Here is a 23173-nt window from a genome sequence, read left to right as displayed (position 1 = left end):
GTATGCAATTTGTTACAGAGTGGATTAGAAATATTATCGTTTTTTTACTCTTAGCGACAATGCTTCATCTTATTCTTCCAAATTCTAATTTGCAAAAGTACGTTAAATTCGTTGTAAGTCTATTATTAGTTGTTTTAATTTTAACGCCTCTATTTAAACTATTGCAAACAGATGTAAATGAAGTAATCGCAAATTTTAATGAAGGGAAGTACGTAGCAGAAGGATCTGTAAAAAATTCAATAGATTCGAAGAAAAAAGAAATACAAGCTCTAACACGTGCATATAGTTTAGAAGAGATGGCTACCAAAATGAAAAAAGAAGTAGGAAAAGAGTTTGAGAAACAGTATGGTATGTCAGTCTCTGAAATACAAATAGTCGCAGCGGAAAGTACAGCGGAAGTAAAGTCAGCGAAAGATATTCAATCTGTTGTTGTGACGTTGAAAGAAAAAGAGCGTAGTAAAAATGATGCAATCGAAACAGTAAAACCAGTTGAAATTAACACGAAAGAACCACCGAAAAAAGTAGAGGAAATGAATGGAGAAATGAAAGACTTCTTTTCAAGCAGGTGGCAACTAGAGAATAAACAAATCCAAGTTCAAATGGAAGGGAGGACAGGTAGAGTAAATGGACAATAAAGATAAAAATTCGAAGTTCTCATTTTTTCGAAACTTATTGAATGGAGATGAAAAAGAAAGTAATGAGAAGGGAAAAAAGGTAACACCTAAGTTCTTACTTGTCCTACTCATACTTGGAATGTTGCTTATGTTTTCTAGTAGTTTTTTTTCAAGTAAAAAAGAAGAAGTACCTGTATTTAAAGAACAAAAAACTCAAAACCAAGAAAAAGACGTACCAACTTTTGGACAAAAAAATAATGATAATATGTCAAATGTAGAAAAATATGAAAAAGCGTATGAGCAAGAATTAAAAGCAGCCTTAGAAGAAATAGCAGGAGTAAAAGATGTAACGATTAATGTGAATTTGGACTCATCAGAGGAAAAAATATTAGAAAAAAATACAGTGAAACGTTCACAAACAACAGGTGAAACAGATAAAACAGGTGGCAAGAGGGAAGTAGAAGATGAGTCTCTTGATGAAAAGACAGTCATTATACGTGAAGGGGATAAAGAAACTCCCGTTGTTTTACGAACAGAGAAACCGAAAGTGCGAGGTGTTCTTGTCGTAGCAAAGGGAGTGGATAATATACAAGTTAAAGCGATGGTAAAAGAAGCTGTCATACGGCTGCTAGATGTACCAGCCCATCGCGTTTCAGTATCACCGAAAAATTGATAGGGAGGAAATAAAGTGTTAAAAAAACAAACGGTTTGGCTATTAACGATGTTGAGTTTAGTTGTTGTACTATCTGTGTATTACGTAACAACTCCAGAAAAAATGAATACAGCATCGCCGGCAACAGGTGAAAAGATTGGACAAGAAAAACAAGGTACTGATAAAGCAGTAACAAATGAAGCACCTAAAGAAACGCCAAAAAAAGAGAATACAAGCAAGGAAACATCAAATAAAGAAACAAACAAAGAAACAGATAAAAAAGAGAGTGCTACAAAAGAAACAAGCAAAAAAGAAGCTAACGTAACAGTTCAATCAAGTGATGAAAATTTCACAGCATTACGTATGCAAATGGAAGATCAGCGAAGTGAACAAAAAGCAAAATTACAAGAAGTGATGAGTTCAACAAAAGCTTCAGCAACAGAAAAAAATAAAGCGAAAGAAAATTTTGATGCCATTACGACAATGGAAACGAAGCAAGAATTACTTGAGACAGTAATTAAATCTCAAGGTGGATATAAAGATGCCCTTGTAAGAGCTGATGGAACTGACATTAAAGTGACTGTAAAAGCAGCAAAACATTCACAAAAAGAAGCGAATAAAATTATACAACTTGTAAGAAGTGAAGGCGGATCAAAAGATGTAGGTGTAAAATTTGATCCACCAACAAAATAAAACGAATAATCCGTGGGGAAATCCTCCGCGGATTATTCGTTTTTAAGACTCGGATTGTTTGAAAATAGTTAGATAAAGTGAAATTTTAATCAGTGGGGTAAAAATAATAATAGAAAAAAAGCTATCATTTTCGATAGCTTTTTTCTGTTTCGTCTTTGTAATTGTTTTTACTATGTTCAACTCGGAACGGAGAAATACGTTGTGAGTAAAAGATTAGTGGTTCATGGTAGCGGTGATTACTTTTTCCGGATTTGACGTGGATGAAGAGAACGAATGCCCAGACCATTACGGCAGGTAAGAAGAGAATGAGCCATATCATATGTCCACACCTCGATACAATATATTTTCTACACTTTGAACATACTATTCTTATATGAAGGAATGATGAACGACGTGTAAACAAAAAAATAATATTTGGTAAAAATACGTTATTGACTATAGATGTGGCGAAGAGTAGAGAGGGAGTGGGGGGTTACTGTGTACAGTTTTGAATAAGTAGTGGATGTTTTTTAGGAAGTGGTCTTGCCAATTTCATGTGAAACTTGGTATTATTACTAGGTATTAAGTTTTTAATGGGATAACATTTTTACAGGAATTTCGATTTATTATAAAGAAATATAAATTGGAATGTTTAAAAAATTTATCGTAAGATGGAAATAGTAACTATTTCTATTAGTAAATGAAATGCAGGATCTAATAGAGTACATCGTATTTTTACAGTCAATCTAGTTTTTAGTGACGAGAAATCTGTAAAAACGGGACAAACAAGAGTATGGGAGTGGATTTTACATGTTTAAAATTCAAGAAGTTCGTGAATTAATTAAATTAATTGATAGCTCTAATATTGATGAATTTGAATACAAAAAAGATGGTACGACAATCAAAATGAAAAAGCGTGGTAATGAAGTTGTTGCGGTGCAAGCACCTGTAGCAAAACAAGCCGTGCAACCAGTAGCACCTGTTGAAGTTGAAACAACAGTAGCGGCAGCACAAGTGGAAGTGCCAAAACAAGAAGAGAAAAAAGCTGTTCAGAATGAAAACCTACATAAAATTACATCACCAATGGTAGGTACATTCTATTCTTCTTCTTCTCCTGATACGCCTCCATATGTAAGTGTAGGGGATAGAGTATCGAAAGATTCTATCGTATGTATTGTCGAGGCTATGAAGTTATTTAACGAAATCGATGCAGATGTAGATGGAGAAATTGTTGAGATTCTTGTTAATAACGGACAGCTTGTTGAGTATGGACAACCGCTATTTCTTGTAAAAGCGTAATAAGGGAGTCTTTGTGATGATAAAAAAAGTATTAATAGCCAATCGTGGGGAAATTGCTGTACGAATTATTCGTGCTTGTAAAGAAATGGATATTGAAACAGTCGCAATTTATTCAGAAGCAGATAAAGAGTCACTTCACGTACAAATTGCTGATGAGGCGTATTGTGTAGGACCAACGATTTCGAAAGAAAGCTATTTAAATTTGACGAACATTATTAGTGTTGCGAAGTTAACAGGCTGCGATGCAATTCATCCGGGATACGGATTTTTAGCAGAGAATGCAGATTTTGCAGAGTTATGCCGTGAGTGTAACTTAATTTTTATCGGTCCAAGTCCAGAAGCTATTTCAAAGATGGGCACAAAAGACGTTGCTCGTGATACAATGAAAGAAGCAGGGGTTCCGATTGTACCAGGTTCACAAGGAATTATTAAAAATACCGAAGAAGCGATCGAACTTGCGAATCAAATTGGGTATCCTGTTATTATTAAAGCGACTGCAGGTGGCGGCGGAAAAGGTATTCGTGTTGCGCGCCATGAAGAAGAGCTTGTAAAAGGAATTCAAATTACACAGCAAGAAGCTAGTACCGCTTTTGGGAACCCTGGTGTATACTTAGAAAAGTACGTTGAAGATTTCCGCCATGTTGAGATTCAAATAATGGCAGATACACACGGAAATGCCATTCATTTAGGAGAGCGTGATTGTACAATTCAGCGCCGCTTGCAAAAACTACTAGAAGAAAGTCCATCACCAGCACTTGATGAAAATGTGCGTAAGCAGATGGGTGAGGCGGCAGTTAAAGCGGCGGTAGCGGTTGATTATACAGGTGCTGGTACGGTTGAGTTTATTTATGAATATAAAACGAAAAGCTTTTATTTCATGGAGATGAATACGAGAATCCAAGTTGAGCATCCAGTTACTGAAATGGTAACAGGGGTAGACTTAATTAAAGAACAAATTCTTGTTGCTTCTGGAGAAAAGTTATCGTTACAGCAAGAAGAAGTACAATTTAATGGTTGGGCAATTGAATGCCGAATTAATGCGGAAAACCCTGCCAAAAAATTTATGCCATCTCCAGGTAAAGTAGAAATGTACTTACCACCAGGCGGATTTGGTATTCGCGTCGATTCAGCTGTATATCCGGGATATTCAATCCCACCTTTCTATGATTCGATGGTTGCTAAATTAATTGTTCACGGAAAAACACGTGAAGAGGCAATTGCAAAAATGAAGCGTGCACTCAGTGAGTTTGTCGTTGAAGGCGTACATACAACAATCCCGTTCCATTTGCAATTGTTAGATCATCCTGATTTTGTAAAAGGTGAGTTTAATACGAAATTTTTGGAAGAGCATGAACTTGTGACGCAGTGATACATTAAAGGAGGTTTTTTTCATGGCTGAACATATGTTAGATATGGGTCAAGATACAACTCTTGGTAAAGTAGAAATTGCACCAGAAGTAATTGAAGTAATCGCAGGTATTGCAGCTGCTGAGGTAGAAGGCGTAGCGGCAATGCGTGGTAATTTTGCTACAGATGTTGTTGAGAAGTTAGGTAAGAAAAATCATGGTAAAGGTGTAAAGGTTGAATTAGCAAACGAAGATATTATCGTTGACCTTTATGTTGTGATGTATTTTGGCGTAGCAATTCCAGTTGTTGCACAAAAGATTCAAGACAACATCCGCCAAGCACTCTTTACAATGACAGGGCTTGAGCCAAAAGAAGTGAATGTTCACATCGTTGGCGTAACATTCGAAACACAAAAAACAGAAATCGAACCAGTGTAAGAATGAAAAAGGTGCCTAGTAACATAGGCATCTTTTTTATCGTTTCGTTTCTTCACAAATTACAACCCTCTAATTATTATACTATTTCAAAAAATGAGAAATAAAAAAGAAAATGTTTCGTTTTACCAAAAAACGTACATTGTGATAAGATATGGAACTTGAAGTTAATCTTTTTATTATTTTTCAGCCTTGTAACCCGTGTGTGAAACGATAAATTGTGTTATTATCATTGTATTATAAGGTTGGAAAATCAATGAAAACTGTAAGAGTAAGTGAATTGACGGCTTATAAATTATAATAATATAACAAAGCATAAGGAAAGACTTGAAGCATAAAGGAGAGTTACAATGAAACGTAGGACGGCTAGAGAAAGAGCTATGCAAGCATTATATCAAATGGATATTACAGGTGAATTAGAACCGAAAGTAGCGGTGGAAAACACGCTAGATGAAGGTGAAGAAACAAATGAGTTTCTAGAATCACTTGTAGTAGGTTTTGTAGAAAATAAAGAAGTAATTGATGAAGCGATTCGTCAAAACTTAAAAAAATGGAAGCTTGAGCGTATTAGTATTGTTGATCGCAGTATTTTACGTGTAGCTGTGTATGAAATGAAATATATGGAAGAAATTCCGCACAACGTAACAATTAACGAGGCAATTGAAATTGCTAAAACATTTGGGGATGAGGAATCTCGTCGTTTTATTAACGGCGTTTTATCTAATATAAAAGATACACTGTAATTTCTTTAAGGGGGAATCTTAAAATGGTAGCAGTAATCATCAAAGGAAATGAAGTTGCGGAGAAAAAACGAGCACAATTAACAGAAGAAGTTGTGAAGTTGAAAGAGCAAGGGATTGTACCAGGATTAGCAGTTATTTTAGTTGGAGAAGATCCAGCATCTCGTTCTTATGTAAAAGGAAAAGAAAAGGGCTGTGAACAAGTAGGAATCTATTCAGAGCTAATTGAATTTCCTGAAACAATTACGGAGGAGCGTTTGCTTGCTGAAATCGATCGCTTAAATGGAGATGACCGCATTAATGGCATATTAGTGCAATTACCTTTACCAAAACATATTGAAGAAAAAGCTATCATTGAAAGAATTTCACCAGAAAAAGATGTAGATGGATTTCACCCAATCAGCGTGGGACGTATGATGACGGGACAAGATACATTCCTTCCATGTACACCGCATGGTATTGTAGAGTTAGTAAAAGAAACAAATCTTGATATCTCGGGAAAACATGTTGTAGTAATTGGAAGAAGTAATATTGTCGGCAAGCCAGTGGGACAATTGTTCTTAAATGAAAATGCAACTGTCACATACTGTCATTCAAAGACGCAAAATATGAAAGAGTTAACGAAGCTAGCTGATATTTTAATCGTAGCAGTAGGACGACCTAAAATGGTAACAGCTGATTATCTGAAAGAAGGAGCGGTTGTAATTGACGTTGGTGTAAACCGTTTAGAAACAGGAAAACTTTGTGGTGATGTTGACTTTGACAACGTGTTAGATGTTGCAGGTTACATTACACCTGTTCCAAAGGGTGTTGGTCCAATGACGATCACAATGCTTCTTCATAATACTGTTGAATCGGCTAAGCGTGCAGGTGTCGTTTGTAAATAATTTGAGTCGGCTATGAGGAGAGAGAAATGGAGAAACAATATTTAACCGTTACAGCGTTAACACGCTATATAAAAACAAAAATAGAATATGATCCGCATTTACAGTCTGTTTGGTTAAAAGGTGAAATTTCCAACTTTAAAAATCATAGCCGTGGCCACATGTATTTTACATTGAAAGATGAAAATGCAAGAATCGCAGCGGTTATGTTTGCGGGTCATAATCGTAATATTAAATTCAGACCTGAAAATGGGATGAAGGTACTCGTGAAAGGGAAAATTTCTGTTTACGAGGCGAGTGGTTCTTATCAAATTTATATTCAAGACATGCAGCCTGACGGAGTCGGAAACCTGCATTTAGCTTACGAACAATTAAAGGTTCGTTTAGAGGAAGAAGGATTGTTTTCTCAAGTTTATAAAAAAACAATCCCTCCTTATGCGAAAACAATAGGTGTGATTACGTCACCAACAGGAGCAGCGATTCGTGATATTATAACAACGATTAAACGTCGTTATCCAATTGGAAATGTTATTGTGTTTCCAGTACTTGTACAGGGGGAGTCAGCAGCTCCCTCAATTGTACAAGCGATCCGTACAGCGAATGAAATGGAAGGGATAGATGTCCTAATCGTTGGGCGCGGTGGAGGTTCTATTGAGGAATTGTGGGCGTTTAACGAAGAAATGGTTGCAAGAGCTATTTTCAAGAGTGAGATCCCTATTATTTCAGCAGTAGGACATGAAACAGACTTTACAATTGCGGATTTTGTTGCCGATTTAAGAGCACCAACACCAACTGCAGCGGCTGAGCTGGCAGCGCCTAATATTATCGAGTTACAAGAAAAGGTATTACAAAGAACTCTAAGGTTGCAAAGAGCAATGAGAGAGTTAGTACATAAAAAAGAAGAAAAACTACAAGTATTGCAAAAATCTTATGCGTTCCGTTATCCAAGACAAGTATATGAGCAAAAAGAAGAACAATTGGATAGAGCGTTAGAACAGCTTGTGTTAGCGAAAGAGCGCTATATTGATAAAAAGGTAAATCAGTTAAAACAGCTTTCATTTTATTTAGAGAAGCACCACCCATCTCAAAAAATTATGCAAACGAAGGTAGCAGTTGAAACATTGCAAAAGCAATTGCAACGTGAAATGCAAACGTTACTCCAAACGAAAGAATTTGCCTTTGTAAGAGCTGCTCAAAAACTTGAAGCGCTAAGTCCGCTTAAAGTAATGATGAGAGGGTACGGGCTTGTATATGATGAAGAGAAGCAAGTGTTAAAAAGTGTGAAAGATGTTAGCCTTGGAGATGCTGTTTCAGTTCAATTACAAGATGGAATACTAGATTGTAGCGTATCAGGAATAGAGGAGCGTGAATTGAATAATGGAAAATAAATTAAGCTTTGAAGAGGCAATTTCGCAACTTGAGCACCTCGTTTCTAAGTTAGAGCAAGGTGACGTACCTTTAGAAGAAGCAATTTCTTATTTTAAAGAGGGTATGGAATTATCTAAGCTTTGTGATGAGAAGTTGAAGAACGTACAAGAACAAATGGCAGTTATTCTTGGGGAAGATGGAGAGCTTGAACCGTTTACTGCTTTAGGAGATGAAGCATAGTGACAATTGCTTTTGATACTTTTTTGAAAGAAAGTAAAACTTTCGTAGAAGAGAAGCTTGTAAGCTATGCAAATGAATTACAATGTCCAAATGTACTTCGTGAAGCGATGGCATATTCTTTGGAAGCGGGTGGAAAGCGTCTCCGCCCGTTACTTTTATTTGCAACATTACAAGCGTTTGGTAAAGAAAAAAATCTTGGTGTAGGTGCAGCTTGTGCTCTTGAAATGATACATACATACTCGTTAGTTCATGATGATTTACCTTGTATGGATGATGATGATTTAAGAAGAGGGAAGCCCACAAATCATAAAGTATTTGGTGAAGCGATGGCAGTTTTAGCAGGAGATGGTTTGTTGACATATGCTTTTCAAGTTATTATGGCATATGAACAAAAGGAAATCTCTGCTGAGAAAAAAGTAAGACTTGTTCTTGAGCTTGCAAAGGCGGCAGGGCCAGAGGGAATGGTTGGCGGACAAGTAGCAGATATGGAAGCGGAAGGGAAACAGCTTACGATCGATGAGCTAGAGTATATTCATAAGCATAAGACTGGGAAACTACTTGAATTCGCTGTACTTGCAGGGTCGATACTTTCTAATGCCACAGAAGAACAGGAAGAAAAATTACTTGAGTTTGCAAAATATATCGGCCTAGCTTTCCAAATTCGAGATGATATTTTAGATGTGGAAGGAACCGAAGAAGAGATTGGAAAACCGATTGGTAGTGATGTTTCCAACGAAAAGAGCACATATACGACGTTATTTACTGTAGATAGAGCAAAGGATATTTTAGAAGAAACGATTGCAAAAGCAAAAGATGCTATTAGTTCCTTGCAATTACAAGATGAATATTTACTATCTATTTGCGATTTGATTGCAAAACGTAATAACTAATATAACAGCGTTTTCATTTGTTGAGTCATTCATCATTTTATGATATAAATGTAGGAAAAGGTTTTTCTTTTCTTGTTATTGGCAAAAATATATGTAGATTACATTGCCGTTATCACTTCGTGTTAGCGGCTATTTTTTTCATCGCCTAAAGAAATATGGTTTATAATAAGATTAGGGCGCAATAGACTGGTTAATAGCAGGACAAGGTGAAAAATAAAAAAAGAGAATTTCTTGTTTTGTGTAAATGTTTTTTATAATATTTGACATGTTGACAGATTATGAAATGAAAGTGAGTGATCCATGTGGATCTAACGCAAATTCAAAACCCTAGTTTTTTGAAAGATATGTCTATCAGTGAACTAGAGGGATTGAGTGAGGATATTCGTAAGTTTTTAATTGAAGAGCTCTCTCAAACAGGTGGACATATTGCGCCTAATTTAGGTGTAGTAGAACTCACAATTGCTCTGCATAAATTATTTGATAGTCCGAAAGATAAATTTTTATGGGATGTAGGACATCAATCCTATGTACATAAAATTTTAACTGGACGTGCAAAAGAATTCGGCACATTAAGGCAATATCAAGGTCTATGTGGTTTCCCAAAACGTTGTGAGAGTGAGCACGATGTATGGGAAACTGGCCATAGCTCGACATCATTATCTGCTGCAATGGGAATGGCTCTAGCACGTGATTTAAAGAAAACGAAAGAATATGTTATACCAATCATTGGTGATGGTGCTTTAACGGGCGGAATGGCTTTAGAGGCATTGAACCATATTGGACATGAAAAAACAGACATGATTGTTATTTTGAATGATAATGAAATGTCAATTGCGCCAAACGTTGGTGCGCTTCATAATGTGCTTGGACGTCTACGTACCGCAGGAAAATACCATTGGGTAAAAGACGAGCTAGAGTATATTTTGAAGAAAATCCCAGCTGTCGGTGGGAAAGTTGCTGCGACAGCAGAGAAAATAAAAGATAGTCTTAAATATTTACTAGTATCCGGTGTCTTTTTCGAAGAGTTAGGCTTTACATATTTAGGTCCAGTCGATGGACATGATTATGAAAAGTTATTCGAAACGTTGCAATATGCAAAGAAAACAAAAGGCCCAGTGCTTGTTCATGTTATTACGAAAAAAGGAAAAGGTTACAAACCAGCAGAGAGTGATGTTATTGGCACTTGGCATGGAACAGGACCTTATAAAATTGAATCAGGTGACTTCGTTAAACCGAAAGAAGTTGCACCAGCATGGAGTGCTGTTGTTAGTGAAACAGTACTTAAGTTAGCGAGAACGGATGAGCGTATCGTTGCAATTACACCTGCAATGCCTGTTGGATCGAAACTTGAGAAATTCCAAAAAGAATTCCCAGATCGTATGATTGATGTAGGTATTGCAGAACAGCATGCTACAACAATGGCAGCGGGTATGGCAACGCAAGGTATGAAACCATTCTTAGCGATTTATTCAACATTTTTACAAAGAGCATATGACCAAGTTGTTCATGATATATGCCGCCAAAATTTAAATGTTTTCATCGGAATCGATCGCTCTGGTTTAGTAGGAGCAGATGGTGAAACGCATCAAGGTGTATTTGATATTTCATTCTTACGCCACTTGCCGAATATGGTACTTATGATGCCAAAAGATGAAAATGAAGGGCAACATTTAGTATACACGGCAATGCAATATGAAGATGGACCAATCGCATTACGTTATGCGCGAGGTAATGGACTTGGCGTTCATATGGATGAAGAATTAAAGGCGATTCCAATCGGTTCATGGGAAACGTTAAAAGAAGGTACACAAGCAGCTATTTTAACATTTGGTACGACAATACCAATGGCAATGGAAGCGGCTGAGCGTCTTGAAAAGGCTGGAGTTTCAGTGAAAGTAGTGAACGCTCGCTTCATTAAACCAATGGATGAAGCATATTTACATGATCTCTTAGGAAAAAATATACCAATTTTAACGATTGAAGAAGCTTGCTTAATTGGTGGTTTTGGAACAGGAGTAGTTGAATTTGCGTCTGAGAACGGGTACCATAGTGCGTTAGTTGAACGAATGGGTATTCCAGATCGTTTCATAGAGCACGGTAGTGTAACAAAATTATTAGAAGAAATCGGTTTAACGACAGATGCTGTTGTAGACCGTATTCATACAATGATTCCATCAAAACAAAAAAGGGCGTAACAAATGAGTGCGAAAAAAGAAAGAGTAGATGTACTATTAGTAGAGCGAGGGCTTATAGAAACACGTGAGAAAGCAAAACGCGCCATTATGGCCGGCCTTGTATATGCGAATGAGATGAGATTGGATAAGCCAGGAGAGAAAATCCCACAAGATACAGAGATTACGGTGAAGGGGCAAGTTATGCCGTATGTAAGCCGTGGTGGTTATAAACTTGAAAAGGCATTAGAGACATTTCATCTTGATTTACAAGATAAAGTTATGATAGATATTGGTTCATCAACTGGTGGCTTTACCGATTGCGCGCTTCAAAATGGAGCGAAATTATCTTATGCATTAGATGTAGGGTACAATCAACTTGCGTGGAAATTGCGTCAAGATGAGCGTGTTGTCGTAATGGAACGAACGAACTTCCGTTACGTAACACCAGCAGACTTAGAACGTGGTTTACCGCAATTTGCTAGTATCGATGTTTCGTTTATATCATTAAAACTTATATTACCAGTTTTAAAAACAATGCTTATGCCGAATGGGGATGTAGCAGCGTTAATTAAACCTCAGTTTGAAGCTGGAAGAGAGCAAGTTGGTAAAAAGGGTATCGTTCGCGATCGAAAAGTACATGAGGCTGTCGTAGAAATGATTGTAGACTTTGCTATAAAAGAAGGATACGACGTAGAAGGTTTAACATTCTCACCGATTACGGGCGGGGATGGTAACATTGAATTTTTAATTCATCTGAAATGGCATGGTGAACGTGAGAATGGCGAAAATCATTCTCCAGTTTCTGTTGAGCAAGTAGTTACAGAGGCACATGATGTCCTAAAACAAAAAGGGAAAGGGGAATAACATATGTTGTTCCTCTTTTTGTTGTAATTGTATAATGATTGTAAAAACAATTGTGTACAAGTAACGAATTATAAGTTAACATAAATAAGTGAAGTATACCAATGTTTAAACTATGGTAAGAGATAGTGTGAGGTGCAAATGTATGAATAAAGGTCAGCGCCATATTAAAATCAGGGAAATTATTGCGAACAAAGAAATTGAAACACAAGATGAATTAGTTGATATTCTACGTAATGAGGGATTTAATGTAACGCAAGCAACAGTATCGCGCGATATTAAAGAATTGCACTTAGTGAAAGTGCCATTACATGATGGTCGCTATAAATATAGCTTGCCAGCAGATCAACGATTTAACCCGTTACAAAAATTAAAACGCAATCTAGTGGATTCATTTGTAAAATTAGACACGGCAGGACATATGCTTGTGCTAAAAACATTGCCTGGTAACGCTCATTCACTTGGAGCACTTATTGATCATTTAGAGTGGGATGAGATCATCGGAACCATTTGTGGTGATGATACTTGCTTAATTATTTGCCGTACACCTGAAGATACAGGTGTTGTCTCTGATCGTTTCTTAAATATGCTGTAACAAAAAAATCTTGTTTGCTTTCCTCTGTAAAGTGGAAAGTGAACAGGATATTTTTATTGGTTAAAAACGTGAATTCTTAATTGTAATATAATATTTTCTTTGAATAAAATTAGGAAATAGGTGGATTGACCCGTAAAACAAATGTTTGGTACAATGGAGCGGTTAGAAAAGTAATTTATACATACAAACATATAGTATGACTATTTGAATAAAGAACTGAGAAAAGCCCTTCATAGGGGATTAGTTTATAACGAGGTGAATGGGGCATTGTTATCGGAATTATCGATTAGAAACTTTGCTATTATTGAGGCATTAAATATTTCTTTTCAAAAAGGATTAACGGTTTTAAGTGGTGAAACAGGGGCCGGAAAATCGATTATTATTGATGCGATTAGTTTACTTGTAGGTGGCCGTGGTTCAGCAGAATTTGTTCGATACGGAACAGAAAAAGCTGAGATAGAGGGGCTATTTTATGTGGAAGATGATAAGCATCCATGTATTGAAAAAGCAGAAGAGTTGGATATAGAAATAGAAGACGGCATGATTATTTTGAAGCGTGATATCGCTGCAAACGGAAAAAGTGTATGTCGTGTAAATGGAAAACTAGTTACCCTTAGTGTATTAAAAGAAATTGGAAAAACACTTGTTGATATTCATGGGCAACACGAAACGCAAGACTTAATGAATGAAGAACGTCATTTATTTATGCTCGATCATTTTGATGGAGAGCGTATCGTTAAACAATTAGATATATACCAAAACGTATATGCTGACTATGAGAAATTAAAAAAACAGTTGAAATCGTTAAGTGAAAATGAACAACAAATGGCGCATCGCTTAGATTTAATTCAATTCCAGCATGAAGAAATCCGTAAAGCTGATTTAAAGATGGATGAAGAAAATGACTTAACTGAAGAACGATTGCAAATTTCTAATTTCGAAAAGATTTATAAAGCATTAGGTGACGCGTATCGCTCGTTAAGTGCTGACGGACAAGGGTTAGATAATGTACGAAGCGCAATGGGACAAATGGAGAGTATTACACATTTAGATGAAGTGTATCAAGAAAATCATGATTCCATTGCCAATAGTTATTATTTATTAGAAGAAGTTGCGTATCAACTAAGAGAAAAGCTCGATATGATGGAATATGATCCGAATCGCTTAGACGAAATTGAAACGCGTTTAAATGAAATTCGTATGCTAAAGAGAAAATATGGAAATACTGTAGAAGAGATTTTAGCGTATGCTGATAAAATTGAACAAGAAATTTTTACGATTGAAAATAAAGACGTTCATATTGAAACGACGAAGAAACAGTTGAAGGAATTAGAAAGTGTTATTCTGAAAGAAGCAACGTTGTTAAGTAATATGCGTCATGAACTTGCAGAGCATCTTACAAATGCCATTCATCAGGAATTAAAAGAATTATATATGGAAAAAACAAAATTTGAAGTGAGAATCATGAAGCGAGAAGGAAATGCAGAAGAGCCTCTCGTGGAGGGAGCACCGGTAAGACTTACAGCGGATGGTTACGATCATGTGGAATTTTATATTTCAACAAATCCGGGTGAGCCGCTAAAACCACTTTCAAAGGTTGCTTCTGGCGGAGAGTTATCCCGTATTATTTTAGCTTTAAAAAGCATTTTTTCTAAGCATCAAGGTGTTGCATCTGTTATTTTTGATGAAGTGGATACTGGTGTAAGTGGCCGGGTCGCACAGGCTATTGCGGAAAAGATTTATCGAGTATCAGTAAACTCACAAGTACTTTGTATTACGCACTTACCTCAAGTAGCTTCAATGGCGGATTCGCATTTATTTATTCGAAAACAAGTAGCAAATGATCGAACAATTACATCAGTTACCGTTTTAACTATGGAGGATAAAGTAACAGAAATAGCTCGAATGATTTCTGGTGTGGAAATTACAGATTTAACGACAGAACATGCGAAAGAATTACTTACGCAAGCGCATCATTTTAAACAGACAGCAGAGGCTATCCAGTAATGGATAGCTTTTTTTCTCAAATGATGATTTCTTAATTCTTCCGGTTATAAATAAAGCATTGCAAGGAGAGATTAAAAAGTGAAGCCAAAAGGCTGAATGTGGGGTAGGAGCGAGGAGAGTGAATAAATTGAAATTAGAAAGATTTCGCAAAATAATAGGTATTTTTCTCCTTGTTTCTTTAGTTTTTATTGGGTGTTTTAAACCGCTTCGGACGTTTATTTCATCTCCGAAGCAACTTGTTGTTTTTGAAGGACAACAATCAGAAATAGCTTCATTACCAGTGTTTAAAGCTTCATCTACAGATCGTCATGTGTTTACAGTAAGTTCAAATGAACAAAAACAAGGACTTATGGTAAATTCTCATCAAAATGGTGAAGCAGATATGGTGTTTCAGCTTGCTGGTTTTCCAGTGAAAAAAGTAAATGTGAGAGTATTAAAAGATTTCAAAGTTATTCCAGGTGGACAATCAATTGGTGTAAAGTTAAACACAAAAGGGGTACTTGTTGTAGGCCATCATTTAATTCAAACTGAAAAAGGGAAAGTATCTCCTGGTGAAACAGCTGGTGTGCAAATTGGAGATATGATTACTGAAATTAATGGTAAAACAATTGAAAGAATGAGTGATGTAGCACCATTTATTCATAATAGTGGGGAAACGGGCGAACCGCTTAATCTCGTTTTGTTAAGGGATGGAAAGCATATCCGCACTAAATTAACACCACAAAAAGACAGTGGAGAATCGTCTTATCGCATTGGTTTATATATTCGTGATTCGGCAGCTGGAATCGGAACAATGACATTTGTTCATCCTGATTCTATGAAATATGGGGCACTTGGTCATGTCATTTCTGATAATGATACGAAAAAGCCGATTCAAGTCGAAGATGGACAAATTATGCGTTCGACAGTTACATCAATTGAAAGAGGTAGTCATGGGAATCCAGGGGAGAAATTAGCGAGGTTCTCACCTGATCGTGAAGTGATTGGCAATATTACAATCAATAGTCCATTTGGTATTTTTGGCAAATTGAATACAAATATGACAAATGGCGTAATGGATAAAGCAATGCCTATTGCACTATCTCATCAAGTAAAAGAAGGACCAGCAAAAATATTAACGGTTATTGATCAAGATAAAGTGGAAGCGTTTGATATTGAAGTTGTGAGTACAGTACCGCAAAAGTTTCCGGCAACAAAAGGCATGGTAATAAAAGTAACAGATAAACGTTTATTAGCGAAAACAGGTGGTATCGTACAGGGGATGAGCGGAAGTCCAATTGTACAAAATGGAAAGGTAATTGGCGCTGTTACACATGTATTTGTAAATGATCCAACATCAGGATATGGTGTTCATATTGAATGGATGTTACATGAGGCTGGAATTAACATTTATGATCAAGAAAGAAAAGCGAGCTAATTAATAATTAGCTCGTTTTTCTATTGAAAAATTCGTTGAAATTTTGTAAAAGCTCCGCAAGAGGTGTTTTTTGTTGTAAAATAAAAGGAAAGGGTTGAACGTTTCGTTGTTTTTCTATGATGGAATGTGTTGCGAAAAGGAATAAATAAACGATAAACATATTTTTTTGTGATTTTATCGGAAAGTAACAAACTTTAAAAGGGAATTTTCACACAATTGTCGAACAATTCATGTAGCCTAGAAGGATACACATGTCGGAGAATCGATTCGGTAAGGGAGGAAAAGCTGTGGAGAAAATTAAAGTATGTCTTGTGGATGATAATAAAGAATTAGTATCAATGCTAGAGAGTTATGTAGCTGCTCAAGAGGATATGGAAGTAATCGGTACTGCTTATAATGGTCAAGAGTGTTTAAATTTATTAAAAGATAAGCAGCCGGATGTACTTGTATTAGATATTATTATGCCACATTTAGATGGGTTAGCTGTACTAGAGAAAATGCGCCACATTGAAAGGTTAAGACAGCCTAGCGTAATTATGTTGACAGCGTTTGGACAAGAAGATGTGACGAAAAAAGCAGTTGACTTAGGTGCGTCATATTTCATATTAAAACCATTTGATATGGAGAATTTAACGAGTCATATTCGTCAAGTGAGCGGTAAAGCGAACGCTACTATTAAACGTCCACTGCCATCTTTCCGATCAGCAACAACAGTAGATGGAAAACCGAAAAACTTAGATGCAAGCATTACGAGTATCATTCATGAAATTGGTGTGCCTGCTCATATTAAAGGGTACATGTACTTAAGGGAAGCAATTTCTATGGTGTACAATGACATCGAATTACTTGGATCTATTACGAAAGTATTGTATCCAGATATCGCGAAGAAATATAATACAACAGCAAGCCGTGTCGAGCGGGCAATCCGTCACGCAATTGAGGTAGCATGGAGTCGCGGGAATATCGATTCTATTTCGTCCTTATTCGGTTATACAGTATCCATGTCAAAAGCAAAACCTACGAATTCTGAGTTCATCGCAATGGTTGCGGATAAGCTGAGACTTGAACATAAGGCTAGCTGAGAATAGAAGAAGTAAGGGATTTAAGTTTTTAATAATTCTTGAAATGTATACTTGATAGTAAATTTAAAACCAATGAACTTTTTAATTAAAGACCAATGAATGTTAGAATTCGTTGGTCTTTTTATTGTACATGTTTGAAGTGAAGGTTAAATTGAATCACGGTATATCCGATGAGGGATTTTAGCAAGCAAGTCGTCCGTGATATAATAGAAAATAATAAAAAGTCCTGTGAAACAGGACTGTATTATTCTTCGTCTTTATTTTGTTTTTCTAATTCAACTAACTTTTGAATTAAAATGTGCTGCGGCATATGCATAAGTTGTTCAAGTGGAACACCTAATGCTTTTGATAGGCGGACTGCAGTGTCTGGAGAAATTTGTAATGGTCTCATAGAAGTACCTCCTTTTTCGTATAGTATAGCATAAGATTGGGGGAGTGAGGATGACTCTTATATTTGCACATCGTGGTGCAGCGGGAACGTACCCAGAAAATACGATGATTTCATTTGAAGCAGCTGAATCTTTTAAGGCAGATGGAATTGAGCTTGATGTTCAATTAACGAAAGACGGAAAGGTTGTCGTCATTCATGATGAAACAGTGGACCGGACAACAAATGGAAAAGGTGCGGTTCGAAATTATGTATATGAGGATTTATGTAAATTAGATGCGAGCTATAAATTTGGTGATAAAGTAGGTTTTTGTAAAATACCTCTTTTAGAAGAAGTGTTACAATGGATTGAACAAACAGGGTTGTTACTTAATGTTGAACTTAAAAATAATAAAATTCCATACAGAGGCTTAGAGGAAGAAGTTATAACGCTTGTACGCAAATTTAATTTAGAAAATCGTGTTATATTTTCTTCATTTAATCACTACAGTATGAAAAGGTGTCATATGATGGCTCCTGATATTCAAACAGCGATTTTATATCGCGAAGGCCTGCATAGCCCATGGGCATATGCAAAAAAGATGGGAGCTACTGCGGTGCATCCGAATTATCGTTACCTTCAAGATGCCATTGCTGAATTAACGATGGAAAGTGATGTAGAAGTTCGGCCCTATACAATTAATGAAGAAACACTTATGCGTAAATATTTTGATATGAACATATCGGCGATTATTACTGATTATCCTGAAACGGCAAGAACGTTATTGCCAATAAAAAAATGAGACCGCGTGTAACGGTCTCATTTTTTTATTGATAAGTAGTAGGACTTTCCTATCTTTTAAAGCGCGCTTGTACTTTATTTCGTTTACGGTCTCGGTGTAAGACGAAGCCACCAAAAATATAAAACCCTAGTCCGAAGCAAAGAGCGCCAATTAAAAATTGTAACCAAAGTATAGAGAGTGGAGGAAATAGAATCCCGAATACTGTATCTCTCATTAACTTAATGCCAAGCACAGCTAATGAAATAGGGATGAGTGCTAATAATAGAGCAAGGTAACGCTGCATATAAACGCTCCTTTTCAGATTATTTCGTTTATTTCAATAATGTTATATGAAAAGGGGGTTTGTCAAGAGGGGGCTGAACGAGTAAGATAAGGGTGTGAAAAATTTTGCAGAGATACTTCGAGAGGAAGTGTAATATATGAAACAAAAAGTTTTAATTGTTGGTGCAGGTGAAGGTGGTAGTACACTGCTACGTCTGTTACAGAGTTCGAATATATTTCAAATTATAGGGATTATTGATATAAATCCGATAGCAAAAGGGTTACAGATGGCAAAGGAATACGGGATTGCAATTGGAGAGAGTGTGACTCCGTTTCTTTCTATGCACATTGATGTAATGTTTGATATGACAGGTGACGATGATTTACATAAAGATTTATTAAAGAAAAAGCATAAAGATACTCTTCTTATACCAGGTGATATTGCAAAGATTGTTACGAGATTAGCACATGAGAAGGAAGATTTAATTGGAAAGTTAGAAGAGCAAACGCAGCAAGGTGATTTAATTTTAAACTCCACGCATGACGGTATGATAGTGATTGATCAAGAAGGACAAGTTCGCCTATTTAATAAAAGTGCAGAACGTATTATCGGATATAAAAAAGAAGATGCGGTAGGCAAATATATTTTAGAAGTTATTCCGACTAGTAAGCTGCTTCGTATTATACGTACGAAACAAATAGAAGTAAATTATGAACTGACGCTTGAGAATGGAAAGAAAATTATTACAACCCGTATTCCAATATTAAAAGAGGGAGGAGAGGTACAAGGGGCATTTGCGATTTTTAAAGATATAACAGAGGTTGTAGATCTTGCGGAAGAAGTTACAGATTTAAAGGAGATTCAAACGTTACTTGAGGCGATTATTAACTCGTCTGAGGAAGCCATTTCGGTCGTGGATGAAAAAGGACGAGGGTTAGTAATTAACCCTGCATATACGAAATTAACAGGTTTAACAGAAGAGGACATTATTGGAAAGCCAGCTACAACTGATATTGTAGAAGGTGAAAGTATGCATATGAAAGTACTTCGAACGCGTAGGGCAGTACGAGGAATACATATGAAGATTGGACAAAAAAAGCGAGACGTAATTGTAAACGTAGCACCAGTCATTGTAGATGGAATATTGAAAGGGAGCGTTGGTGTAATTCGTGACGTATCAGAAATTCAAAAGTTAACAAATGAATTGAATCGAGCAAGGCAAATTATTCGAACGTTAGAAGCGAAATATTCATTTGATGACATTGTCGGAAATTCAGATGAAACAACGGCTGCTATTGAGCAGGCAAAACTGGGGGCGAATACACCAGCAACAGTATTGCTACGCGGGGAGTCAGGGACAGGTAAAGAATTGTTTGCACATGCTATCCATAATGGAAGTAATCGAAAATATAATAAGTTCGTTCGTGTAAACTGTGCAGCTATTTCGGAGACCTTGTTAGAAAGTGAATTATTTGGTTATGAGGAAGGGGCGTTTTCTGGCGCGAAAAGAGGCGGAAAACGTGGATTCTTTGAGGAAGCGAATAACGGCAGTATCTTTTTAGATGAAATAGGCGAACTATCTGCCAATACGCAAGCGAAACTCCTTCGCGTTTTGCAAGAGAAAGAAATTGTAAAAGTTGGTGGAACGAAAGCAATCCCTATTAATGTCAGAGTAATTGCAGCGACGCACGTGAATTTAGAAAAAGCCATTTTAGAAGGAGAATTCAGGGAGGATTTATATTATCGATTAAATAAAATTCCAATTCACATTCCATCCCTTCGTCAGCGTAAAGGGGATATACCGGCAATCGCAGACAGATTAATTCAAAAAATTAACCAAGATTATGGCCGAAATATAGAGGGGCTCACTAATTCTGCTATTTCCTATTTACAATCATATGAATGGCCAGGGAATGTGAGGGAACTTGAAAACATTTTGGGGAGAGCTATTATCTTTATGAATTATAACGAGACTTATATTGATGTACAACATTTACCGCCATTACATAACGAAGAGCAGGTGGAGTCAAAGCAAGCTCATTTATTACCTGAGTTAGAAGAAAAGCCACTTGAGCATTTAGTGACGGAGTTTGAAGGGAATATCATTCATGAATATTTAGAGAGGTTTGGTGGAAATAAAACACAAACAGCAAGAGCGTTAGGAATTTCGGTTCGAAATTTATATTACAAGCTAGAAAAGTATGAGTGTGCAAAAAATAGCATGCAATAAATTGCGTACCGTGCAATTTATTGCATGGTATACAAAAAGCGACAAAATGAGACAGAATCTTTTGTTATTTTCCAAAGTATTGATTTTACTGTGTTTTGAATGCGTTTTTATTATTGGTAAGACCACTTTAAAAAGTTGGCACGGTATTTGCTTAATAAAAAGACGAGGGACGACGGAAAGGGTTGATTACAAAATATGAAGTTAGAACACTTAATTGATCAAGCAGCAGGCCAGCCTAAAAAAACTGTGGCTGTAGCAGTAGCTGAAGATCATGAAGTAATTGAAGCTGTAGCGAAAGCAATTACATTACAGCTAGCTCAATTTCGTCTATATGGAAACCAAGAAAAAATAATGGGGATGTTACAAGAACATAATTTACAAACTTCAGAACATATTGAAGTGATTGCAGCACAGTCAAGTGCTGAGGCTGCAGAACTTTCTGTGAAAGCTGTAAGAAACGGCGAAGCAGATGTGCTCATGAAGGGAAACATCCCAACAGCAAATATTTTGAAAGCTGTATTAAATAAAGAGTGGGGACTTCGTAAAGGTAGCGTACTTTCACACGTTGCAGCATTTGAAGTTCCAAATTACGATCGTCTCATTTTTGTTACAGATGCAGCGATGAACATTGCACCTGATGTAACACAGAAAGCTGCTATTATACAGAATACTGTAGAAGTTGCCCGGGCAATAGGAATTGATTTGCCAAAGGTAGCACCAATTGCAGCGGTAGAGGTTGTGAATCCTGCGATGCAAGCGACAATTGATGCAGCGATGTTAACTCAAATGAATCGCCGCGGACAAATTAAAAATTGTGTCGTTGATGGACCACTTGCTTTAGATAATGCAGTATCACAAATTGCAGCAGAACATAAAGGCATAGTAAGTGATGTAGCAGGTAAGGCAGACATTTTACTCGTCCCAACGATTGAAGCTGGAAATGTGCTATATAAATCACTCGTATACTTTGCGGATGCAAAAGTAGGAGCAATGATTGCTGGCGCAAAAGCACCGATTGTTTTAACATCTCGTGCTGATTCAGCAGAAACAAAAGTATATTCATTAGCATTGGCAGTTGCGACTGCTTCAAAATAAACCAAATAGGGTAAAACAATTAGGGGGAAACGACAATGACATTAGAAATCTTCGAATACTTAGAAAAATATGATTATGAGCAAGTAGTATTTTGTCAAGATAAAGAATCTGGTTTAAAAGCAATCATTGCAATTCATGATACAACACTTGGACCAGCTCTTGGTGGAACAAGAATGTGGACATATGATTCTGAAGAAGCGGCGATTGAAGATGCATTGCGTCTTGCAAAAGGGATGACATACAAAAACGCAGCAGCTGGCTTAAACTTAGGTGGTGCGAAAACAGTAATTATCGGTGATCCACGTAAAGATAAGAGCGAAGCAATGTTCCGTGCATTAGGACGTTACATTCAAGGACTAAACGGACGTTACATTACAGCTGAAGATGTTGGTACAACAGTAGATGATATGGATATTATCCACGAAGAAACTGACTTTGTAACAGGTATTTCACCATCATTCGGTTCTTCTGGTAACCCATCTCCAGTAACTGCATACGGTGTGTATCGTGGTATGAAAGCTGCTGCGAAAGAAGCTTTCGGTACTGATAATTTAGAAGGAAAAGTAATTGCTGTTCAAGGTGTTGGTAACGTAGCATATCACCTATGCAAACATTTACACGCTGAAGGAGCAAAACTAATCGTTACAGATATTAATAAAGAAGCTGTACAACGTGCAGTAGAAGAATTCGGTGCAACAGCAGTTGAGCCAAATGAAATTTACGGTGTTGAATGTGATATTTACGCACCATGTGCATTAGGCGCAACAGTTAATGACGAAACTATCCCACAACTTAAAGCAAAAGTAATCGCTGGTTCTGCGAATAACCAATTAAAAGAAGATCGTCACGGCGACATCATTCATGAAATGGGTATCGTATACGCACCAGATTATGTAATTAATGCAGGTGGCGTAATTAACGTAGCAGACGAGTTATATGGATACAATAGAGAACGTGCATTAAAACGCGTTGAGTCAATTTATGACACAATTGCAAAAGTAATCGAAATTTCAAAACGCGATGGCATTGCAACTTATGTAGCAGCTGATCGTCTAGCTGAAGAGCGCATTGCAAGCTTGAAAAACTCTCGTAGCACATACTTACGCAACGGTCACGACATTATTAGCCGTCGCTAATCAT

At 36.7% G+C, this 23173-nt stretch carries 24 protein-coding genes; 21 read left to right on the top strand and 3 right to left on the bottom strand.

Annotation, left to right across the window (positions count from 1 at the left end; all coding sequences use genetic code 11):
- The first annotated feature begins 2 nt into the window (after positions 1-2).
- Genes spoIIIAF through ACTFRN_RS03620 form a run of 3 tightly spaced genes read left to right on the top strand, consistent with a single transcriptional unit; the run spans position 3 to position 1959 of the window.
- On the top strand, positions 3-635 hold the full coding sequence (spoIIIAF, locus tag ACTFRN_RS03630) for a stage III sporulation protein AF (RefSeq protein WP_074567431.1): 633 nt from the start codon (positions 3-5) through the stop codon (positions 633-635).
- Positions 625-1287, top strand: a complete 663-nt coding sequence (gene spoIIIAG / locus ACTFRN_RS03625; RefSeq protein WP_000368876.1) for a stage III sporulation protein AG — start codon at positions 625-627, stop codon at positions 1285-1287. The genes spoIIIAF and spoIIIAG overlap by 11 nt, the downstream gene beginning before the upstream one ends.
- A gap of 15 nt (positions 1288-1302) precedes the next feature.
- Positions 1303-1959 (top strand): SpoIIIAH-like family protein, encoded by a 657-nt coding sequence (locus ACTFRN_RS03620; RefSeq protein WP_000914729.1) that lies wholly within the window; start codon positions 1303-1305, stop codon positions 1957-1959.
- 124 nt (positions 1960-2083) lie between these two features.
- On the opposite strand, the gene ACTFRN_RS03615 is transcribed toward ACTFRN_RS03620, so the two are convergent.
- The gene (locus ACTFRN_RS03615; protein WP_033678013.1) at positions 2084-2278 is read right to left on the bottom strand and encodes a hypothetical protein; all 195 of its coding nucleotides are present in this window, start codon (positions 2276-2278) and stop codon (positions 2084-2086) included.
- Positions 2279-2748: 470 nt separating this feature from the next.
- Between ACTFRN_RS03615 and accB the strand changes: the two genes are divergently transcribed.
- The 14 genes from accB to spo0A all read left to right on the top strand — a co-directional run bounded on the left by accB (position 2749) and on the right by spo0A (position 17276).
- On the top strand, positions 2749-3237 hold the full coding sequence (gene accB / locus ACTFRN_RS03610) for an acetyl-CoA carboxylase biotin carboxyl carrier protein (protein ID WP_000472870.1): 489 nt from the start codon (positions 2749-2751) through the stop codon (positions 3235-3237).
- Between the two features lie 16 nt (positions 3238-3253).
- Complete coding sequence (gene accC / locus ACTFRN_RS03605) at positions 3254-4606, top strand: acetyl-CoA carboxylase biotin carboxylase subunit (protein ID WP_000592876.1); 1353 nt, start codon at positions 3254-3256, stop codon at positions 4604-4606.
- 22 nt (positions 4607-4628) lie between these two features.
- Positions 4629-5021 carry an Asp23/Gls24 family envelope stress response protein gene (locus ACTFRN_RS03600; protein WP_000807630.1) on the top strand — a complete coding sequence of 131 codons (393 nt, stop codon included), beginning with the start codon at positions 4629-4631 and terminating at the stop codon, positions 5019-5021.
- 347 nt (positions 5022-5368) lie between these two features.
- The gene (nusB, locus tag ACTFRN_RS03595; RefSeq protein WP_000830249.1) at positions 5369-5761 is read left to right on the top strand and encodes a N utilization substance protein NusB; all 393 of its coding nucleotides are present in this window, start codon (positions 5369-5371) and stop codon (positions 5759-5761) included.
- A gap of 23 nt (positions 5762-5784) precedes the next feature.
- Positions 5785-6645, top strand: coding sequence for a bifunctional methylenetetrahydrofolate dehydrogenase/methenyltetrahydrofolate cyclohydrolase FolD (gene folD, locus ACTFRN_RS03590; protein ID WP_000226727.1), 861 nt, complete (start codon positions 5785-5787; stop codon positions 6643-6645).
- A gap of 26 nt (positions 6646-6671) precedes the next feature.
- Complete coding sequence (gene xseA / locus ACTFRN_RS03585) at positions 6672-8030, top strand: exodeoxyribonuclease VII large subunit (protein ID WP_000415266.1); 1359 nt, start codon at positions 6672-6674, stop codon at positions 8028-8030.
- Complete coding sequence (gene xseB, locus ACTFRN_RS03580; RefSeq protein ID WP_000428423.1) at positions 8020-8250, top strand: exodeoxyribonuclease VII small subunit; 231 nt, start codon at positions 8020-8022, stop codon at positions 8248-8250. Before xseA ends, xseB begins: the two co-directional genes overlap by 11 nt.
- Positions 8250-9140, top strand: coding sequence for a (2E,6E)-farnesyl diphosphate synthase (ispA, locus tag ACTFRN_RS03575; RefSeq protein WP_000150362.1), 891 nt, complete (start codon positions 8250-8252; stop codon positions 9138-9140). The genes xseB and ispA overlap by 1 nt, the downstream gene beginning before the upstream one ends.
- Positions 9141-9442: 302 nt before the next feature.
- A complete protein-coding gene (dxs, locus tag ACTFRN_RS03570) occupies positions 9443-11335 on the top strand; it encodes a 1-deoxy-D-xylulose-5-phosphate synthase (protein ID WP_000366448.1) in 1893 nt (630 codons plus the stop codon).
- Between the two features lie 3 nt (positions 11336-11338).
- Positions 11339-12178 carry a TlyA family rRNA (cytidine-2'-O)-methyltransferase gene (locus ACTFRN_RS03565; protein WP_001274742.1) on the top strand — a complete coding sequence of 280 codons (840 nt, stop codon included), beginning with the start codon at positions 11339-11341 and terminating at the stop codon, positions 12176-12178.
- Between the two features lie 142 nt (positions 12179-12320).
- Positions 12321-12770, top strand: a complete 450-nt coding sequence (argR, locus tag ACTFRN_RS03560) for an arginine repressor ArgR (RefSeq protein WP_001032581.1) — start codon at positions 12321-12323, stop codon at positions 12768-12770.
- A 267-nt stretch (positions 12771-13037) separates the two neighbouring features.
- Positions 13038-14777 (top strand): DNA repair protein RecN, encoded by a 1740-nt coding sequence (gene recN, locus ACTFRN_RS03555; protein WP_000947752.1) that lies wholly within the window; start codon positions 13038-13040, stop codon positions 14775-14777.
- A gap of 118 nt (positions 14778-14895) precedes the next feature.
- Positions 14896-16194 (top strand): SpoIVB peptidase, encoded by a 1299-nt coding sequence (spoIVB, locus tag ACTFRN_RS03550; RefSeq protein ID WP_002028467.1) that lies wholly within the window; start codon positions 14896-14898, stop codon positions 16192-16194.
- A 287-nt stretch (positions 16195-16481) separates the two neighbouring features.
- The gene (spo0A, locus tag ACTFRN_RS03545; RefSeq protein WP_014297988.1) at positions 16482-17276 is read left to right on the top strand and encodes a sporulation transcription factor Spo0A; all 795 of its coding nucleotides are present in this window, start codon (positions 16482-16484) and stop codon (positions 17274-17276) included.
- A 244-nt stretch (positions 17277-17520) separates the two neighbouring features.
- Here the strand turns inward: spo0A and ACTFRN_RS03540 are convergent, their stop codons facing one another.
- Positions 17521-17667 carry a YycC family protein gene (locus ACTFRN_RS03540; RefSeq protein ID WP_001247671.1) on the bottom strand — a complete coding sequence of 49 codons (147 nt, stop codon included), beginning with the start codon at positions 17665-17667 and terminating at the stop codon, positions 17521-17523.
- A gap of 50 nt (positions 17668-17717) precedes the next feature.
- Between ACTFRN_RS03540 and ACTFRN_RS03535 the strand changes: the two genes are divergently transcribed.
- Positions 17718-18446 (top strand): glycerophosphodiester phosphodiesterase, encoded by a 729-nt coding sequence (locus ACTFRN_RS03535; protein ID WP_000172558.1) that lies wholly within the window; start codon positions 17718-17720, stop codon positions 18444-18446.
- 49 nt (positions 18447-18495) lie between these two features.
- Here the strand turns inward: ACTFRN_RS03535 and ACTFRN_RS03530 are convergent, their stop codons facing one another.
- Positions 18496-18729 carry a DUF2627 domain-containing protein gene (locus tag ACTFRN_RS03530; RefSeq protein ID WP_001190192.1) on the bottom strand — a complete coding sequence of 78 codons (234 nt, stop codon included), beginning with the start codon at positions 18727-18729 and terminating at the stop codon, positions 18496-18498.
- Between the two features lie 136 nt (positions 18730-18865).
- Here ACTFRN_RS03530 and ACTFRN_RS03525 point away from each other — a divergent pair, with 136 nt between their 5' ends.
- The 3 genes from ACTFRN_RS03525 (at position 18866) to ACTFRN_RS03515 (ending at position 23169) form a co-directional block, all read left to right on the top strand.
- Positions 18866-20938, top strand: coding sequence for a sigma-54 interaction domain-containing protein (locus ACTFRN_RS03525; RefSeq protein ID WP_000811006.1), 2073 nt, complete (start codon positions 18866-18868; stop codon positions 20936-20938).
- Positions 20939-21133: 195 nt separating this feature from the next.
- Positions 21134-22033 carry a phosphate butyryltransferase gene (yqiS, locus tag ACTFRN_RS03520; protein ID WP_000763072.1) on the top strand — a complete coding sequence of 300 codons (900 nt, stop codon included), beginning with the start codon at positions 21134-21136 and terminating at the stop codon, positions 22031-22033.
- Positions 22034-22068: 35 nt separating this feature from the next.
- Entirely contained in the window at positions 22069-23169 is a 1101-nt protein-coding gene (locus tag ACTFRN_RS03515; protein WP_000171362.1) for a leucine dehydrogenase, read from the top strand.
- Positions 23170-23173: the final 4 nt, after the last annotated feature.

This window comes from Bacillus cereus group sp. MYBK245-2 (genome assembly GCF_051916145.1).
Lineage (GTDB): Bacteria > Bacillota > Bacilli > Bacillales > Bacillaceae_G > Bacillus_A > Bacillus_A pacificus.
The sequence above is the reverse complement of the archived record's forward strand: the minus strand, read 5'-3'. Positions and strand labels throughout refer to the sequence as shown.

Bases quoted from the DNA above. Each gene is read 5' to 3' on its own strand.
- spoIIIAF (WP_074567431.1), top strand. From the start codon at position 3: ATGCAATTTGTTACAGAGTGGATTAGAAATATTATCGTTTTTTTACTC.
- spoIIIAG (WP_000368876.1), top strand. From the start codon at position 625: ATGGACAATAAAGATAAAAATTCGAAGTTCTCATTTTTTCGAAACTTA.
- ACTFRN_RS03615 (WP_033678013.1), bottom strand. From the start codon at position 2,278: ATGATATGGCTCATTCTCTTCTTACCTGCCGTAATGGTCTGGGCATTC.
- accB (WP_000472870.1), top strand. From the start codon at position 2,749: ATGTTTAAAATTCAAGAAGTTCGTGAATTAATTAAATTAATTGATAGC.
- accC (WP_000592876.1), top strand. From the start codon at position 3,254: ATGATAAAAAAAGTATTAATAGCCAATCGTGGGGAAATTGCTGTACGA.
- ACTFRN_RS03600 (WP_000807630.1), top strand. From the start codon at position 4,629: ATGGCTGAACATATGTTAGATATGGGTCAAGATACAACTCTTGGTAAA.
- nusB (WP_000830249.1), top strand. From the start codon at position 5,369: ATGAAACGTAGGACGGCTAGAGAAAGAGCTATGCAAGCATTATATCAA.
- folD (WP_000226727.1), top strand. From the start codon at position 5,785: ATGGTAGCAGTAATCATCAAAGGAAATGAAGTTGCGGAGAAAAAACGA.
- xseA (WP_000415266.1), top strand. From the start codon at position 6,672: ATGGAGAAACAATATTTAACCGTTACAGCGTTAACACGCTATATAAAA.
- xseB (WP_000428423.1), top strand. From the start codon at position 8,020: ATGGAAAATAAATTAAGCTTTGAAGAGGCAATTTCGCAACTTGAGCAC.
- ACTFRN_RS03565 (WP_001274742.1), top strand. From the start codon at position 11,339: ATGAGTGCGAAAAAAGAAAGAGTAGATGTACTATTAGTAGAGCGAGGG.
- argR (WP_001032581.1), top strand. From the start codon at position 12,321: ATGAATAAAGGTCAGCGCCATATTAAAATCAGGGAAATTATTGCGAAC.
- ACTFRN_RS03540 (WP_001247671.1), bottom strand. From the start codon at position 17,667: ATGAGACCATTACAAATTTCTCCAGACACTGCAGTCCGCCTATCAAAA.
- ACTFRN_RS03535 (WP_000172558.1), top strand. From the start codon at position 17,718: ATGACTCTTATATTTGCACATCGTGGTGCAGCGGGAACGTACCCAGAA.
- ACTFRN_RS03530 (WP_001190192.1), bottom strand. From the start codon at position 18,729: ATGCAGCGTTACCTTGCTCTATTATTAGCACTCATCCCTATTTCATTA.
- ACTFRN_RS03525 (WP_000811006.1), top strand. From the start codon at position 18,866: ATGAAACAAAAAGTTTTAATTGTTGGTGCAGGTGAAGGTGGTAGTACA.
- yqiS (WP_000763072.1), top strand. From the start codon at position 21,134: ATGAAGTTAGAACACTTAATTGATCAAGCAGCAGGCCAGCCTAAAAAA.
- ACTFRN_RS03515 (WP_000171362.1), top strand. From the start codon at position 22,069: ATGACATTAGAAATCTTCGAATACTTAGAAAAATATGATTATGAGCAA.